At 72.5% G+C, this 15,661-nt stretch carries 13 protein-coding genes; 4 read left to right on the top strand and 9 right to left on the bottom strand.

Annotation, left to right across the window (positions count from 1 at the left end):
• Nucleotides 1-40: 40 nt before the first annotated feature.
• The 3 genes from KF737_RS03125 to efp form a co-directional block, all read right to left on the bottom strand.
• Nucleotides 41-1,018 (bottom strand): hypothetical protein, encoded by a 978-nt coding sequence (locus KF737_RS03125; protein WP_296450264.1) that lies wholly within the window; start codon nt 1,016-1,018, stop codon nt 41-43.
• Nucleotides 1,015-4,293: a S41 family peptidase gene (locus KF737_RS03130; RefSeq protein ID WP_296450266.1), complete on the bottom strand. Its 3,279-nt coding sequence runs from the start codon at nt 4,291-4,293 to the stop codon at nt 1,015-1,017. The genes KF737_RS03125 and KF737_RS03130 overlap by 4 nt, the downstream gene beginning before the upstream one ends.
• A gap of 305 nt (nt 4,294-4,598) precedes the next feature.
• The gene (efp, locus tag KF737_RS03135; protein WP_296450267.1) at nt 4,599-5,165 is read right to left on the bottom strand and encodes an elongation factor P; all 567 of its coding nucleotides are present in this window, start codon (nt 5,163-5,165) and stop codon (nt 4,599-4,601) included.
• Nucleotides 5,166-5,291: 126 nt separating this feature from the next.
• On the opposite strand from efp, the gene epmA reads away from it, so the two are divergent.
• Nucleotides 5,292-6,305, top strand: coding sequence for an EF-P lysine aminoacylase EpmA (epmA, locus tag KF737_RS03140; RefSeq protein WP_296450269.1), 1,014 nt, complete (start codon nt 5,292-5,294; stop codon nt 6,303-6,305).
• 54 nt (nt 6,306-6,359) lie between these two features.
• Here the strand turns inward: epmA and KF737_RS03145 are convergent, their stop codons facing one another.
• Nucleotides 6,360-6,785: a surface-adhesin E family protein gene (locus tag KF737_RS03145; RefSeq protein ID WP_296450271.1), complete on the bottom strand. Its 426-nt coding sequence runs from the start codon at nt 6,783-6,785 to the stop codon at nt 6,360-6,362.
• Between the two features lie 214 nt (nt 6,786-6,999).
• On the opposite strand from KF737_RS03145, the gene KF737_RS03150 reads away from it, so the two are divergent.
• Nucleotides 7,000-8,025 carry an aspartyl/asparaginyl beta-hydroxylase domain-containing protein gene (locus KF737_RS03150; RefSeq protein WP_296450273.1) on the top strand — a complete coding sequence of 342 codons (1,026 nt, stop codon included), beginning with the start codon at nt 7,000-7,002 and terminating at the stop codon, nt 8,023-8,025.
• Here the strand turns inward: KF737_RS03150 and KF737_RS03155 are convergent, their stop codons facing one another.
• Nucleotides 8,026-8,454, bottom strand: a complete 429-nt coding sequence (locus KF737_RS03155; RefSeq protein ID WP_296450275.1) for a GIY-YIG nuclease family protein — start codon at nt 8,452-8,454, stop codon at nt 8,026-8,028.
• Nucleotides 8,455-8,656: 202 nt separating this feature from the next.
• Here KF737_RS03155 and KF737_RS03160 point away from each other — a divergent pair, with 202 nt between their 5' ends.
• Nucleotides 8,657-8,872 carry a hypothetical protein gene (locus KF737_RS03160; RefSeq protein ID WP_296450277.1) on the top strand — a complete coding sequence of 72 codons (216 nt, stop codon included), beginning with the start codon at nt 8,657-8,659 and terminating at the stop codon, nt 8,870-8,872.
• On the opposite strand, the gene KF737_RS03165 is transcribed toward KF737_RS03160, so the two are convergent.
• The gene (locus KF737_RS03165; RefSeq protein WP_296450279.1) at nt 8,869-10,038 is read right to left on the bottom strand and encodes a serine hydrolase; all 1,170 of its coding nucleotides are present in this window, start codon (nt 10,036-10,038) and stop codon (nt 8,869-8,871) included. The genes KF737_RS03160 and KF737_RS03165 overlap by 4 nt on opposite strands.
• A gap of 45 nt (nt 10,039-10,083) precedes the next feature.
• Nucleotides 10,084-11,352: a tetratricopeptide repeat protein gene (locus tag KF737_RS03170; RefSeq protein ID WP_296450281.1), complete on the bottom strand. Its 1,269-nt coding sequence runs from the start codon at nt 11,350-11,352 to the stop codon at nt 10,084-10,086.
• An 87-nt stretch (nt 11,353-11,439) separates the two neighbouring features.
• Here KF737_RS03170 and KF737_RS03175 point away from each other — a divergent pair, with 87 nt between their 5' ends.
• The gene (locus KF737_RS03175) at nt 11,440-12,558 is read left to right on the top strand and encodes an NAD(P)/FAD-dependent oxidoreductase (protein ID WP_296450283.1); all 1,119 of its coding nucleotides are present in this window, start codon (nt 11,440-11,442) and stop codon (nt 12,556-12,558) included.
• A gap of 239 nt (nt 12,559-12,797) precedes the next feature.
• Here KF737_RS03175 and asnB read toward each other — a convergent pair whose 3' ends face one another.
• Nucleotides 12,798-14,597 (bottom strand): asparagine synthase (glutamine-hydrolyzing), encoded by a 1,800-nt coding sequence (asnB, locus tag KF737_RS03180; RefSeq protein WP_296450285.1) that lies wholly within the window; start codon nt 14,595-14,597, stop codon nt 12,798-12,800.
• Nucleotides 14,598-15,629: a glycosyltransferase gene (locus KF737_RS03185; RefSeq protein ID WP_296450287.1), complete on the bottom strand. Its 1,032-nt coding sequence runs from the start codon at nt 15,627-15,629 to the stop codon at nt 14,598-14,600.
• Nucleotides 15,630-15,661 lie beyond the last annotated feature (32 nt).

The raw sequence follows: 15,661 nt of genomic DNA on the forward strand, positions 1-15,661 counted from the left end.
CCGGCGCCGGCGGCCAGTGGCGTTCGACGCCCGGCCCGGTTCAGGCCGGGGACCGGGCCCGGCGCGCGGCCGCGGGCGGCGCGTCCCAGGCGTCGAGGGCGCCGAGCTGACGGAGCCGGGCGAACAGGCGCTGGACGCTGGTGAGATTCTCGTCGGCGAGCTGGGCGATGGCGGCGCGGGCCTGCGGCGTCGCGGTGGCGATGAGGCCGGCCTCGTGGCGGGCGCAGAGGCCCATGGCCTCGAGGCCGATGGCGTGACGGCGCGTGGTCTCGGCCGAGAAGCGCAGCGCCTGGGCGAGGCGGCCGGTGCGGACGGGCCGCGCGCGGGCGATCGGATCGGCGGCCCAGGCGGCCAGTTGCGCATCGTCCATGCCCTCGGTGTTCAGGCGCGTCATCTGCATGAGGAGCAGCGCGCCGACCGGATCGGCGGTGAGGCCGAGCAGGCCGTCGACGCCGCGCATCATGTATTCGGCGACGGCGCGGTTGGTGATGCGGATCGGCTGGGCGTCGCCGGGTCGGGCCGGGTCGGGCGCGGGCGGTTCCGGCAAGGCCCCGAGCGCGCGCAGGTCGTCGTAGAAGCGGCGCAGGCGCTCGTGGCGGCCGAGGACGGTGGCCATGAAGCGGGGCTCGCCGAGGATGGTGGCGGGGACGTAGACGCCCTTGGGGGTCACCGTCAGGTCGCCTGTGCCGGCCATGCGCGTGATCCGCCGGCGCGCCGTCTCGAACGGCAGGCGCAGCGACTGGGCCACGGCGTTGATGCTGACCGGGCGGCGCAGTTCGTCGGGCGAGGCGGTCTCGATCGTGGCGTAGGCGTGGGCGAGGCCCGGGTCACGGTTCAGCGGCTCGAGGTTGGCGACCAGGACGGCGCCGAAGAGCAGGGCGTCGACCACGTCGCGCTGGCGGCCGATGTCCACAAGGTCGAGGAAGAATATCAGGCTCAGCGGCGCGACCCGCCACGCCAGCCGCGCCCGCGCCTGGGCGTCGGCGCCTGGCGGCGGGGCGGGCGGGTCGACCGTCACGGGCGCCTGGGCCCCAGGCCCTTCAGCAGATCGGCGACCGCGGCGTCGAGCTGGCTGTCCGTGCCGGCGATCGTCTCGCCCAGGGCGCGTTCGACGGCGATGTCGACCGGGCGCGGATTCAGCTCCATGTCCTTGCCGTCGGCGCCCTGGATGCGGATCGAGGGCGTGCGCAGCGCCGAGCCGTCGATCAGCGTCCGGCCGCCGGTGTAGATGATCCAGCCCGAGGTGGGCGTGCCGACCACCTTGCCGAGGCCCAGGTGGCGATAGCCCTCGGTGAAGTCCTCGGCGTCGGAGAGCGAGCTCTCGTTGGTGATGAGGATGGTGGGCAGGCCCAGCGCGCGCTGGCCCAGGTTCTGGCGGCTGGGCACGCCGAAGAGGCCCCGCGGCGTCATGGTCAGGAAGTTCTTCCGCGAGAAGACGTCCAGCACGTAGCCGTTGATGAAGCCGCCGTTGTTGTTGCGCACGTCGATGACCACGCCTTCGCGCGCCTGGTTCTGGGCGTCGAGGTCGATGTAGAGCTGGTCGAGGCTGTCCGAGCTCATGTCGATGATGTGGACGTAGCCCAGCCGGCCGTCGCTGGCCTTCTCGACATAGGCCCGGCGGTCCTTGACCCAGTGACGGTAGAGCAGGCCGCGGGCGACGGCGGGCGTCGTGGGGCGGACCACGACCTCGCGGGCCTTGCCGAAGGTGGCGACGGTCAGGACGGTGCGCTTGCCGATGCGGTCGAGCAGCAGGCTGTCGAGGTTGACGCCGGCGGCCAGGGGGCGGCCGTCGACGGCGGCGAGCACGTCGCCAGGCCGGATCGTGCCCTCGATGCCGGCGGGGCCGAGCCCGATCACCTCGCGCACGACGAGGCCGCGGCCGGCCTCGTAGGCCTCGCGGTCGAACCTGAGGCCGAGGTCGCCCACGCGGTCGGCGGGGGCGCTGCCGAAGCCGTCGGCGGGACGGCTGACGCCGGAGTGCGAGGCGTTGAGCTCGCCGATCATCAGGTTGATCACGCGGCGCAGCTCGTCCGGGGTCTGGGCGCCTTGCGCGAAGGGCTCGAAGCGGGCGCGCAGCGCGGCCCAGTCCTGGCCGTGGAAGGTCTCGTCGTAGAAGACGCGGTTCAGGGTCGACCAGGCCTCGTCGAACACCACCTGCTTCTCGGCGTCGAAGCGGACGACCATCTCGCCGGTGACGTCGATGACCCGGGGCCGCGGGGTCTCGGTGGTGGTGACGCTGACCCGGCCGTTGTCGAGATAGTAGACCTGCTTCGAGTCGGGGCTGAAGCTGTAGTCGCGCTTGGCGCGCCGGCCGCTGGTGATCTGCACGGGCGCCGGCGTCTCGCGGGCCAGTTCGTCCAGCGAATACGAGAAGAGCTGCTGCTGGTCGCCGATGCGGGCGCGGTAGACCAGCGTCTTGCCGTCCGGGCTGATCACCGGCTCCTCGGCCGAGACGCCCAGCGGGATGAAGGTGGCCCGCTCGCGGATGCCTTCGAAGACGATGCGCACCGGCTCCACCTTCGGCTTCGGCGGGGCCGGCTTGTCGGCGGCCTCCCGGGGCTCCTCGGCCGTCTTCGCCGGCTCGTCGGCGGCGGCGGGCTTCACGTCGTCCCTGGGCGGCGTCTCGGCGGGCTGGCCGGGCGTGCCGGGCGGCGCGACCCTGAAGAGGTCGCGGAAGGCGTCCTCGCGGTACTTCGGGATGCGCGGGATCAGGTCGACGCGGACCATCTTCACCGGCTCGCTGCGCTGGCTGGTGTCGAACACGATGTACTTGCCGTCGGCCGACCAGGCGATCTGGTCGCCGGTATTGCCGTTGGCGAGGAAGCTGACGGGCCGCGCCTCGCCGCCCGCGGCCGGCACGACCCAGACGTTGCGGAACGAGCGGCGGTCGGTGACGGCGAACGCGATCCAGCGGCCGTCGGGCGACCAGGACGGGCGCGTACCGTCGCTGCGGTCGAGGGGGCCGGAGAAGAGGAGGCGGTCGGGGCCGCCGGGCGTCAGCACGCGCAGCTCGCGGGGGCCGTGGAAATAGGCGATCTGCCGGCCGTCGGGCGACCAGGCCGGGCCGGCGTCATAGTCGGTCGCCTCGGTGATGGCCCGCGTCTTCTGGGTGGCGAAGTCGTACTCCATCACCCGGCTGGCGCGGCCGTCGTCGGAGACGAACGCCAGGCGGCGGCTGTCGGGCGACCAGGCGAGGTCGCTCTCGGGGCCGACGGTCTCGGTGAGCCGCTGGCCCGGGCCGCCGTCCTTGGTGGAGGTGGCGAAGACCTCGCCGTGGGCGATGACCGCCAGCTTCTTGCCGTCGGGGGCGACGGAGAGGCTGCGGAAGCTCGACTCGACGATGCGGCGCTCGCCGCCGCCGGCGGGGGCGCCACGGAGCGTGATCGGCACGCGGGCCGCCTGGCCCGTCGCGGTGTCCAGCTTCCAGATCTCGAACTCGCGCTCGAAGACGATGGCGCGGCCGTCGTAGCCGATGGACGGGAACAGCACCCGGCCCGAGGTGAAGGCGGTGACCTTCTGCGGCCTCGCGCCGGGCTCGAGGCCGAGGCGCCAGAGGTTCTCCGAGCCCGCCTCGTCGCTCATGAAGAAGAGGCTCCTGCCGTCCGCCGCCCACATCGGCCACAGGCGCTTGGACGAGGCGCCCAGCAGCCTGCGGTAGGGCGCGCCCGCGGCCACCGGCTTCAGCCACAGCTCGGCCTCGTCGATGTGGGAGTGGCCGTTGCGCCACCACTGGGTCGACGAGATGCCCTTGGCCATCAGGGCGATGGACTGGCCGTCGGGCGACGGCGCGGCGTTGAATTCGTTGACGTAGCGCTCGCGGCTGACCTCCAGCGGCGTCCCGCCCGTCGCGGCCACGCGGTAGACGTCGTTGAGGCGCGCCACGTCGTTCGCGCCGGACGAGAAGTAGAGCCACCGGCCATCGCGCGACCAGCCGTCGAGCTGCTCGTTGGTGTCGGAGAAGGTGAGGCGGCGCAGCTTCCCCGTCGCCAGCGTCAGGACGTAGACGTTGGCCGCGCCGCCGCGGTTCGAGGTGAAGGCGATCTCGCGGCCGTCCGGCGAGTAGAGCGGCCGGCCCTCGGTGGCCGGATCGGTGACCAGCAGGCTGGCGGTCCCGCCGGCGGCCGGCGCGGTCCAGATGTCGCCGCCGGAGACGAAGGCGATCTCGGCGCCGTCGGGCGAGAGCGAGGGCTCGGCGAGCGTGGGCCGCGGCGCGGCGTGGGCGAAGGCGGCGGAGGCCAGGGCGACGGCGAACGCGCAGAAGGCCGCGGCTCGGCCGGAACGACGGGTGGACATCCACGCTCCCGTTAAGCTTGAGCGTCCCTGTGTAAGGGCCGCGCACGCCTCGCGCTAGAGCACGGAAGACACACGGCGAATCCGCGCAACGAACGGCGCCGGCGCGGCGTCGGGACGGGATGCCCGGTGCGCGTGACGGAGTTTCGGGCGGCTCTGCGCCTCTTCCTCGTGAAGCCGGCGTTCAAGCTTCGGGCGCCGCCGACGACCATGCCGGCGGCCACCGAAGGGGAGGAGCCGGGCGGAAACCGTGTCAACCGCCCGGCTTCTCACCGCACCATCAACGGAGTTTGAACGTCATGGCGCCGTCAGTCCTTGGCGCGTTCCTGGTACGAGCCGTCTTCCGTCAGGATCACGATCTTGGTGCCCGGGCCGATGTAGGGCGGGATCATGGTGCGCAGGCCGTTCGACAGCACCGCCGGCTTGTACGAGGACGAGGCGGTCTGGCCCTTCACCGACGGCTCGGTCTCGACCACCTCGAAGGTGGCCAGACGGGGCAGCTCGATGGCGATCGGCACGCCCTCGTGCGTCGAGAGCTTCACCGTGCAGCCGTCCGTGAGGTAGGGCGCGCTGTCGCCGATGATGTCCTCGGAGGCCACGAGCTGGTCGTAGTTCTCCGGGTTCATGAAGTGGAACCCTTCGCCGTCCTGGTAGAGGAAGGTGTAGTCGCGGTCGTCGACGATGGCGCGCTCGACCGTCTCGGTGGTGCGGTAGCGTTCGCTGATCTTCACCCCGTCCGAGATGCGGCGCATGTTGAGCTGGGTCACCGGCGTGCCCTTGCCGGGGTGGATGTTCTCGGCGCTGAGCACGACGTAGAGCTTGCCTTCGAGATCGACGACGGCGCCCTTGCGCAGCGAGCTGGCGGAAACCTTCACGAGCAGTCCTTATGCTGGCGTCGCGGACGCTTGCGCGATTCCGCGGATGAAATTGGTGTCGCGCCCCTATAGCGATGTGCGCCGAAATCTCCACCCCCACACTGACGCAGCCTCCTTGAGCATCCGGTGAGCCCTCCGACCGAAAGCCCCTGGTGGGACCCCGGCAAGCACGCAGACCGGGCGCCGTTCCTGGCCGCGCGCGGGCGGATCACGCGGGCGGTGCGGGCCTGGTTCGAGGGCGAGGGCCTGACGGAGGTCGAGACGGCCGCGCTGCAGGTCTCGCCGGGCAACGAGGCGCACCTGCACGCCTTCGCCACCGAGGCCGTCGGGCCGGCGGGCGAGCGGGCGCCGCTCTACCTGCACACCTCGCCGGAGTTCGCCTGCAAGACGCTGCTGGCGGCGGGCGAGACGGCGATCTTCACGCTGGCCAAGGTCTGGCGGAACCGCGAGCGGGGGCCGCTGCACCACCCCGAGTTCACGATGCTGGAGTGGTATCGCGCCGGCGCGGACTACGAGCGGCTCATGGACGACTGCGCGGCCCTGATGCGCGTGGCGGCGCAGGCGGCAGGGGCCAGGGCGCTGACCTGGCGGGGCCGTGAAGCCGACCCGTTCGCCGAGCCCGAGCGGGTGACGGTGGCCGAGGCGTTCGACCGCCACGCCGGCATCGACCTCTTCGGCGACCTCCCGGCGCAGGCGAAGGCGGCGGGCATCCGCACGGCCGGGGACGACACCTGGGCCGATGTCTTCAGCCGCATCATCGTCGAGAAGGTGGAGCCCAACCTGGGTCACGGGCGGCCGACGATCCTCTGCGAGTATCCGGTGTCGGAGGCGGCGCTGGCGCGGCCGAAGCCGGACGACCCGCGGGTGGCCGAGCGGTTCGAGCTCTATGCCTGCGGCGTGGAGCTGGCCAACTGCTTCGGCGAACTGACCGACCCGGTCGAGCAGCGTGTACGGTTCGAAGCCGAGATGGCCGAGAAGCAGCGGCTCTACGGCGAGCGCTATCCCATCGACGAGGACTTCCTGGCCGCCCTGGCGCTCATGCCGCCGGCCAGCGGCGGCGCGCTGGGCCTCGACCGGCTGGTGATGCTGGCCACAGGCGCGAGCCGCATCGAGCAGGTGCTCTGGACGCCGGTCGCATGAGCCTCATCGTGCGCCGTGCGGCCGAGGATGCGCCCGCGTGGCCGGCCCTGACCCTCAGGTGTCGGCGAGGGCCTTGCAGGCGTAGGCCATGCGGATGGCGCCCACCGAGTCCGGCTGGGGCGCGGCCCAGGGCGTGACCATGAACTTCGGCGAGCGCCACGACCGGCCCTTCAGGCCCGGGGCGTCGTGGTAGATCTCCTCGACCACGCGGGACAGGCGCTTCCGGCAGTCGAACTCGCCCAGGCTCTCCACCGAGCGGAAGGTGAAGCCGTCGCGCTCGCGCGGCGCGTCGGCGTCGTAGGCGGTCCAGACCTTCCGCACGCCCGCGCCGTCCAGCGACGAGTGCGGGCGCATGTAGACGAAGGTGTCCTCGCTGGCCGTGACCAGCGTCCAGCCGACGCGCTCCATCGCCTGCGGCTGGGCCGTGGCGGCGGTGGCGGCGGCGAGCAGGGCGGCGGCGATCGGAAGGGTCCTCGGCATCGGCCGGAGCAACGCCCGAACCGCGGCGCGAGTCCACCCCGAACAGGCGCCGGACTGCGACCGGCGGTCGCCCGGATGAGTCGGTTCAGCCTTGTTCGTCGCGGGCGTTGCGCCGTTCGTCGCGAAACGCGCCGTTTGGCGCCGAACTGACTTCGGAATAGGCGCCCACGGGTCGCGCCTTCGCGCCCGGTTCCTTCCCCCGGGTTCGCGTCGCGTGCTTCAGACGGATGATCTCAACAGCCTCGAACGGCTGACCGCCACGGTCGAGATCGGCCCGTTCCGCTCGTTGCTGGAAGCGGCGCTCCGCCATGAGCGCGAGGGCGAGGCCCGCGCGGCGGCGGCGACGTGGCGCACGGCGCTGCAGATGATCCCGCGCTTCCTGTCGCCCGCCGCGCGCCCCTTGCTGGAGCACGCCAAGGCGGCGGTCGACGCCAACGACGTGGCGCTGGAGGGGTTCCTGGCCGAGCGGCTGGCCGAGGTCCGCGCCCGCCACGGCAACGCCCGCCTCGACCGCTTCGACAAGAGCCGCGACATCCTGCTGCGCAAGCGCCGCGTGTTCCGGCCGCAGCCCAGCTTCATGTACGTGCCCGAGCTGCCGGCCATCGAGTTCCACGACCGGGGCGGGTTCCCGTGGCTGGACCGGATCGAGGCGGCGACCGCCGACATCCGCGCCGAACTGGTGCAGGTGCTGGCCGACGGGCCCTCGGTGCTGGAGCCCTATGTCGCGGTCGACGGGACGCCGCAGGACCGCTGGCGCGAGCTCAACCGGTCGCGGCGCTGGGGCGTCTACTACCTCTGGCGCGCGGGCGCGCCCGTCGAGGAGAACCTCGCCCGCTGTCCGAAGACGGCGGCGGCGCTGGCGGACTGGCCCAGGTGCGACCTGCTCGGGACCGGCCCGACGGCCGTCTTCTCGATCCTCGACGCCAGGACGCGGATCCCGCCGCACGTGGGGGTGAACAACGCGCGCCTGATCGTACACCTGCCGCTGATCGTGCCGCCGGGCTGCGGCTTCCGGGTGGGCGCCGAGACGCGCTCGTGGGCGCCGGGCGAGGCGTTCGTGTTCGACGACACCATCGAGCACGAGGCCTGGAACGACAGCGACCAGCCGCGCGCGGTCCTGATCCTCGACTGCTGGAACCCCTACCTCAGCGAGGCCGAGCGCGAGATGGTCAGCGCGCTGACCGCCGGCGTCGGCGACTTCTACGGCGAACTCCCGGAATACGCCCGCGGGATGGCGTAGCTACATCGAGCGCTCGCGCGGCTGAAGGTGCGAGAGCGGCCCCTCCTCCATGAAGAAGCCCGGGAACAGGTCGATCCAGTCGGGATTCTCGCGTTCGATCAGGTTGATCTTCCACTCGCGGCGATACTTCTTCAGGGACTTCTCGCGCCGGATCGCCGCCTCGATGCCGTCGTGGGGCTCGAACCAGACGAGGCGTTTCACGCCATAGCGTTTTGTGAAGCCACCGATCAGGCCCTCGCGGTGCTCATGGACGCGCCGCAGCAACTCGCCGGTGACGCCGATGTAGAGCGTCCCGTGCTTTCGGCTCGCCATGATGTAGACGGCGTTGAAGCCTGATCCCCACCCCCGGAACGTCATGGCCGGCCTTGTGCCGGCCACCCATGAACTCAGGGCCTGGGCATTGGAACGCGGCGGCGCGGCCGCGAGCAATCACATTCTCCGGTGCGTATGGGTGGCCGGCACAAGGCCGGCCATGACGTTCAGATTAAGGGGATGAAAAGGGGGCGCGGTCCTGCACGCGTTCTGCATCGTCGCTGAACCGAAGATAAACGGACCTCTCAGGCGGGGCTCAGCCGCGTTCGGGCATCCTCACCCACGATCCGCGCCGAATGCGGAGACATGAGGTGACGTCATGGCGGTTTCCGCCATCCATTGGGAGCTTCTCGACCACCGGGCGGACAAGCCGGTGGAGATCGGGGACGCGGTGTCCATCGAAGCCGGCGGCATGCCGATCTGGCGCGTGGTCGGCCTCTCGGGCCGCAAGGCCTGGCTCGACGACGAGCGCGGCCTGACCCGACTCCTGAAGTCGCTCGACGACTTCCGCTGGCGGGCCCCGAAGGCCGCCTAGTTCGCCTTCGCCGCCGCGCGGATCGCCTCGTAGAAGGCCGTGCGGGCGGCGGAGAGGTCGCGGCCGGTGGCGCGGGGCCAGGCGGAGTTGGCCACGATCACCAGCCGCTCCTCCGGAACGATCATGATGCCCTGGCCGAAGATGCCGCGGGCCTCGTAGCCGCCCTGCGGACGGATCCACCAGAAGTAGCCGTAGCCGCCCGTGCCGTTCTCGATCTGCTTGGTGGTGGCCTCGGTGCTCCAGCCGGGCGGCAGGATCTGCTTCCTGCCCGCCTTGCCGCCGTCGAGGATGAACTGGCCCACGCGGCCGTAGTCGCGCAGGGTCATCGACATGCAGCAGCCGCCGCGCTCGTGGCCGGCCATGTCGGTGACCCAGACGCCGTCGCGCTCCATGCCGTAGGGCTTCCAGATCTTCTCGGAGGCGTACTCCGACAGGCTCTTGCCGACGGCGTTGGAGACCAGCACGCCCACGAGGTCGGTCTCGCCGGTGTTGTAGTTGAACACGGTCCCCGGCGCGTTTTCGCGCGGCAGCTTGCGCATGTAGCTGACGATCGGGTTGACCTTCGGGTCCTCGATCGTCGTGCCGGCGGTGGCCACGTCAGACTTCGGGTCGGTGTAGTCCTCGTTCCACTTCACGCCCGAGCTCATCATCAGGAGCTGGCGCACGGTGACGCCGTCGTAGCCCGAGCCCTTCAGCTCCGGGATGTAGTCGGTGACGGCGCTGTTCAGGCCCTTGATCTTGCCGTCGGCGATGGCGGCGCCCACCAGGGTCGAGGTGACCGACTTGGCGACCGAGAACGACGTCCAGCGGTCCTCGGGCTTGCGCCCCATGGCGTAGCGCTCCAGCAGCACCTTGCCGTCCTTCAGCACCAGCACCCCGGAGACGTCGAAGGCGGCCATGTAGTCGGCCGTCGTCCAGGTCTTGCCCTCGTAGGGATAGGCGACGTCGATGGCCTTCGCCGCCGCGGGCAGCGGATGGACCTTGCGTCCGCGCTTGATGACCTGGACCTCGAACAGGTCCTCCATCGTGCGGTAGCCCTTGCTCTGCAGCTCCGGCGACCAGGTCAGGATCATCGGCGTGTCGGGCGACTTCGGCTTCTGCGCCGCCGCCGGATGCGCCGCCGCGAGCGCGAGCGCCAGAAGGGCCGGACCGATGAACCTGCGCATATGACGCCTCCCGATTTTGCGGCGAGGCTAGTGCGCCCGGGCCGCTTACGGAAGCGCCGCCTTGCGTTCGGCGACGAGGGCGTGGGCCAGCGCCGTGTCGCCGGCGCGGGCCGCCGCGTCGATCAGGGTCAGGTCCAGCACGTCGCGCTGGGCGTGGCTGCCGCCGAAGCGGTGGGCGATGCTGCGCACGTCGCGCAGCAGGTCGGCGGCGTGGCGGTGTCGGCCGCGGCCGTAGGCCAGGAACGCCTGGGCGACCGGCAGGCCCACGTCGCGGGTCGCCGCGGCGTTGTCGCCTGTTCCGCCCGTCGCGGCGGTGAGCGCGGCCACCGCGGCCTCGGCCTCGGCGTCGCGGCCGGCGCCGACCAGGGTCATCACCGCGTGGGCGTCCTCGAAGGCGTTGCGGCCGAATTCGTGCCCCGACCAGCCGTCGGCCAGCGTCGCCCAGCGGTCGCCGACGTCCACGTCGCGCAGCCTGAGCCGCCAGAGCAGGGCCGCCGCGTCGGCCATGTCGAACGCCAGGTCCGACGCCTCGCCCCGGATCGGCCCGTCGTAGAGCTCCAGCACCGCGTCGGTCTCGCCGAGGCCCAGGTGGAAGAGGGCCGTGTGCCACCAGTTGTGGACCAGGAAGAAGCTGTCGGCGGTCCACACGGCCGCGTCGTCGCGCATGAACCGCACGCCTTCCGCGCGGCGATCCTGCATCTCCAGCACATGCGCCACGGCATGGCGGGCCCAGTTGTTGCGCGGCTCCAGCGCGACGGCTTCGCGGCCGGCGGCCTCGGCCCGGCCGTAGTGGGCGGTTTCCTCCAGGCCGAAGGCGTGCAGGCCCAGGATCGCGTGGTAGCCCGGCATGTCCGGCGTCCAGGCGCCGCGCACGCGGCCGATGCGGTCGCGCAGCATGCGCGCGTCGCCCAGCAGGAAGTCCATCGTCTGGCCGACCTGCAGCGCCAGCACGTCGCGCGGCCAGGCGAGGGCCACGTCCTCCAGCGCCCGGGCCGCGGCGCGGACCTCGCCGGCGAGGATGTGCCCCACGGCGGCGGCGTGGCCGGCCTCGCGGCCGTTCATCGGCAGGTCGCGCAGGGCCGCATGGGCCGCCGCCCCCATCCGCCGCAGCGCCGCGTTGCCGCCGACCAGCGTCATGTAGCCGATGAGCACGTGGGCCATGACGAAGCGCGGGCTATCGGCCACTGCCGCCTTCAGCTCCGGAAAGGGCTGCCCGGCGTAGCAGTGGAAGGCGGCCACGGCGCGCAGGTAGCGCTCGGCCGCCGCGGGGCTCGCACCGCTGTACTCCAGGCCGTGGTGATCCTTGAGGGGCATCCGCCGCAGCAAGCCACGGAAGCGGCGGGGAGCCAACCCGCCGCCACCGGCCTTTTTCTGCGGGGCGACGACGGGTAACAGGGGCGCATGGCCGAGTTCGATTTCGATGCGGTGGTCGTGGGGGCGGGCGCCGTGGGGCTGGCCTGCGGCTATGCGCTGGCGAAGCGCGGCCAGGTCGTGGCGGTGCTGGAGCGGGACCAGGCGATCGGCCAGGGCGTCTCCTCGCGCAATTCCGAGGTGATCCACGGCGGGCTCTACTATCCGACCGGTTCGCTGAAGGCGCGGCTGTGCGTCGAGGGCCGCCGCCTGCTCTACGCCTTCTGCGACGCGCACCACGTGGCGTACGACCGCTGCGGCAAGCTGGTCGTGGCCCAGACGGCCGACGAGTTGCCGCGCCTGGACGCCATCCTCGAGCAGGCGCTGACCAACGACGTCGAGGGCATGGAGCGGCTCAGCAAGGCCCAGGCGCTCGCCCTGGAACCGGAACTGGCCTGCGAGGGGGCGCTGCTGTCGCCGCAGAGCGGGGTGTTCGAGAGCCACGCCTACATGCTGGCGCTGCAGGGCGAGATCGAGGCGGCGGGCGGGGCGGTGGTGCTGGCCACGCCGTTCGAGGGCGCGACGCCGCTGGAGCCGGGCGGGTTCGAGGTGCGCGCCGGCGGCGCGGAGCCCACGACGCTGACCTGCCGGCGGCTGGTGACCGCGCCGGGGCTCTCGGCCCAGGGCGTGGCGGCGGCCATCGCGGGCTTCCCGGCCAACCTCATCCCGCCGGCGCACTACGGGAAGGGCATGTATTTCCGCCTGACCGGCAAGGCGCCGTTCCAGCGGCTGATCTACCCGCCGCCGATTCCCGGCGCGCTCGGCACCCACTACCGGCGCGACATGGGCGGCCAGGGCGTGTTCGGGCCCGACCTCACCTACGTCGACGCGCCGGACTACACGGTCGATCCGGCCGCGGCGCCGGCCTTCTACCGCTACATCCGCAGGTTCTGGCCGGGCTTGCCGGACGGCGCGCTCTCGCCCGACTACGCCGGTGTCCGCCCCAAGATCCACGGCCCCGGCGAGCCCCAGCCCGACTTCCGCCTCGACGCCGAGGGCGTCCACGGCCTGGAGGGGCTGGTGGCGCTGTTCGGCATCGAAAGCCCCGGCCTCACCTCGTCGCTGGCCATCGGCGAGGAGGTGGCGGAGAGGCTGGGAGTGGGACGCTAACCCTCCCTTTGTCATCCCGGTTTCGCCGCAAGGCGAAGACCGGGACCCAACCGTCGGGTGCGTCGATGGTTAGGGGCGGCCCCGGCGGTCGGGCCATGCTGGCCAGCTCAGAGCACCGGAAGGTTGGGTCCCGGTCTTCGCCTTGCGGCGAAACCGGGATGACAAGGGTGTAGAGCGGTTTTTGAATATCTCCCCGGGGAGGGTTCCAGCTCGCGCTGGCGTCCGACGCCGGTCTCCCGTCAGCTCCCCAGGACAGTGCGCAGCGCGTCGTCCGGCGCGGCGCCTTCCAGGTGGATGAGCGACCAGACGGCGAAGAACAGCAGCGGCCAGCGCCCGCCGGCCGCGCCCATGCGCGCCGCGGCGTCGGGGACGAGGCGGCGGACGGCCTCGACCTTGGGCAGGTTGGCGGCGAGGTCGGCGGCGCGGGGTGCGATCCAGGCCTCGACGGGCACGGTGAACCCCTGCTTCCTCGCCCAGGGCTCTGCGGCCGGGCAGGCGCGCTCCAGCCACTTGCGCAGGATCCACTTGCCGTAGCCGCCACGGACCTTGAGCCGGTCGGGCAGGGGCCAGGCGAAGGCGGCGACGGCGGGGTCGAGGAAGGGCGTGCGGCCCTCCAGGCCGTGCGCCATCAGGCAGCGGTCGAGTTTCAGCAGGAGGTCGTTGGGGAGCCAGGTGACCACGTCGGCCCACTGCGCCTCCTGCAGGGGCGTCAGGCCGCGTGGCGGCCGCGCCGTGTCGCGCCACGCCGCCAGCACCTCGGGCGAGGCGCCGCGCGGCTCGGCGGGCCGGCCGCCGAGGAGCCTGGGCCGCAGCGCCCGGCGATAGCGCCCATAGCCCCCGAACAGCTCGTCGCCGCCCTCGCCGGTGAGCACGACGGTGAGCGCGCCCCTGGCCGCCTCGGCGAGCTTGTACGTGGGCAGGGTCGCGTAGTCGGCGGTGGGGTCGTCCAGCGCCCAGGCCACCTGCGGCAGGATCCGCCAGAAGTCCGCCTCGCCGAAGCTGGTCTCGCGCCAGTCGAGGTCCAGCGCACGCGCCACCTGCTCGGCCTGCGCCCGTTCGTCGGCGGCGCCGGGCGCGTCGAACCCGCAGGTGTAGGCGGTGACGGGCCGCTCGTTGAGCCGCGCCATGAGCGTCGCGATCGCCGCGGAGTCGACGCCGCCGGACAGGAACAGGCCGTAGGGGACGTCCGAGCGCTGATGCACCCGCACGCTGTCCTCGAGCACGGCGTCGAGCCGGGCGACCACCGCATCATCCCTCCCCTTCAGGGGAGGGACAGACGGCGCAGCCGTCAGGGTGGGGAAATCGGGCTCATCCCCGACGTCGGCGCCCTGGCCTGCGCTTCCCCACCCTGCTCGCCGTTGACGAGCTGTCCCTCCCCTGAAGGGGAGGGATGGGAAGCGGTGGCTGCTGACGATGCGGCCGTCGCGGACTTCGACGACCTCGCCCGGGGCCAGGCGGCGCAGGCCCCGGAACGCGGTGCGCTCGCGCAGCACGTAGTTGAGGTCGAGCAGTTCGCGGGCGGCGCCGTCGTCCAGCACCCGCTGCATCAGGCCCGCGGCGAAGAACGCGCGAGGCTCGGAGGCGAAGGCCAGGCCGCCAGCGTGCTCCATCAGGTAGAGCGGCTTGATGCCGAAGGGGTCGCGGGCCAGGAACGTGCGGCCGTCGGGGCCGATCAGGCACAGCGCGTACATGCCGCGCAGGCGGGTCAGGGCGTCCGGGCCTTCGCGGGCGTAGAGGTGCAGCAATGGTTCGAAGTCCGAGCCGGTCGCCAGCGACGGCGCGAGGCCGTGGTCGCGGGCCAGCTCGACGTAGTTGTAGATCTCGCCGTTGCCGACGACCGTGCCGCCGGCGGCGTGCAGCGGCTGCCAGCCGCCCTCCAGGTCGATGATCGAGAGCCGGGCGTGGGCCAGCGCCGCGTCGGCCAGGGTCTCGGTCCGCACGCCGTCCGGGCCGCGGTGGGTCAGCGCGCCGATCATCGGGCCGATGACGCTGGCGGCGGCGTCCGGCGCGCCGCCCAGTTGCCCCGCGATGCCGCACATTCAGGCGGCTCCGAACTCGGCGAAGAGCGCCTTCCAGCGCGCGACGACGGCCGCCTCGGCGAACTCCCCGTCCACCCGCCGTGCGCCCGCCTCGGCGAGGCGCCGGCGCAGCGCCGGGTCGGCCAGCAGCCGGCGCGCGGCGGCCGCCAGGGCGTCGGCGTCGTCGATGGGGACCAGCACCCCGTCCTTGCCGTCCTGGATCAGCGCCTTCGGCCCCTGGCTCTCGGCCGCCACCACGGGCAGCCGGTGCGCCCAGGCCTGGATCACCACATTGCCCAGCGGCTCGTAGCGCGAGGGGAAGACGCAGACGTCGGCCGTCCGGTAGAGCGCCGAGGCGTCGGTCCGCCAGCCCAGGAAGCGCACCCGCGACGCCACGCCCAGCGCCTCGGCCATCCCCTTCAGCTTCGCCTCCAGCGGGCCCACGCCGGCGATCCACAGGTAGGCGCCGGGGAGCTGCGCCAGCGCCTGCAGGCTGATGTCGTGCGCCTTGGCGTCGTGCAGGCGGCCCATGGCCAGCAGCAGCGGCGCGTCCGGCGGCGTGTCCAGGCTCGCACGGTCCACGGGCGCGGCGTCGGCGGCGGGGACACGGGCGAAGTTGGGGATGCAGGTGACGCGGCCGGCGGGCCAGCCCTGGCCCACGACCCACTCGGCGATGTCCTCGGTGTTGGCCACCAGGTGGTCGAAGTTCCTGTAGTATTTGAGATTGTAGTAGCCGCCGAGGCGGCCGATCCGCGCCCACGGCCCGCGGGGCGTATGGCGCGCGGCGCGGTTCATCCAGGCCAGCGCCACCTTGGTCTTGTTGAGCGCCGCGAACCCCGCCGCCGCCGGGCGGGTCAGGATGTCGATGGGGCCGCCGAAACGGAGGGTCTTCACGGGCACGCCGGCCTTCCTCAGCCGCGCCTCGCGGTCCGCGTTCCTGCGGATGACCGCCGCTTCGGGCACGCCCGCCCGGTGCAGCGCCTTCACGAGGTCGACGAAATAGGTCTCCGCGCCGCCTTCGCCGGCCGTTCCCAGGAGGTGCAGGACGCTCATCGCAGGCGCGACCCTAGCGCCTCATTCGCCCA

It is taken from the genome of Phenylobacterium sp., assembly GCF_019636135.1.
Taxonomy (GTDB): Bacteria; Pseudomonadota; Alphaproteobacteria; order Caulobacterales; family Caulobacteraceae; genus Phenylobacterium.

Coding starts and splice junctions, on each gene's coding strand:
- KF737_RS03130 (WP_296450266.1), bottom strand. CDS start 4,293: ATGTCCACCCGTCGTTCCGGCCGAGCCGCGGCCTTCTGCGCGTTCGCC.
- KF737_RS03145 (WP_296450271.1), bottom strand. CDS start 6,785: ATGCCGAGGACCCTTCCGATCGCCGCCGCCCTGCTCGCCGCCGCCACC.
- KF737_RS03160 (WP_296450277.1), top strand. CDS start 8,657: ATGGCGGTTTCCGCCATCCATTGGGAGCTTCTCGACCACCGGGCGGAC.
- KF737_RS03165 (WP_296450279.1), bottom strand. CDS start 10,038: ATGCGCAGGTTCATCGGTCCGGCCCTTCTGGCGCTCGCGCTCGCGGCG.
- KF737_RS03170 (WP_296450281.1), bottom strand. CDS start 11,352: ATGCCCCTCAAGGATCACCACGGCCTGGAGTACAGCGGTGCGAGCCCC.
- KF737_RS03175 (WP_296450283.1), top strand. CDS start 11,440: ATGGCCGAGTTCGATTTCGATGCGGTGGTCGTGGGGGCGGGCGCCGTG.
- asnB (WP_296450285.1), bottom strand. CDS start 14,597: ATGTGCGGCATCGCGGGGCAACTGGGCGGCGCGCCGGACGCCGCCGCC.
- KF737_RS03185 (WP_296450287.1), bottom strand. CDS start 15,629: ATGAGCGTCCTGCACCTCCTGGGAACGGCCGGCGAAGGCGGCGCGGAG.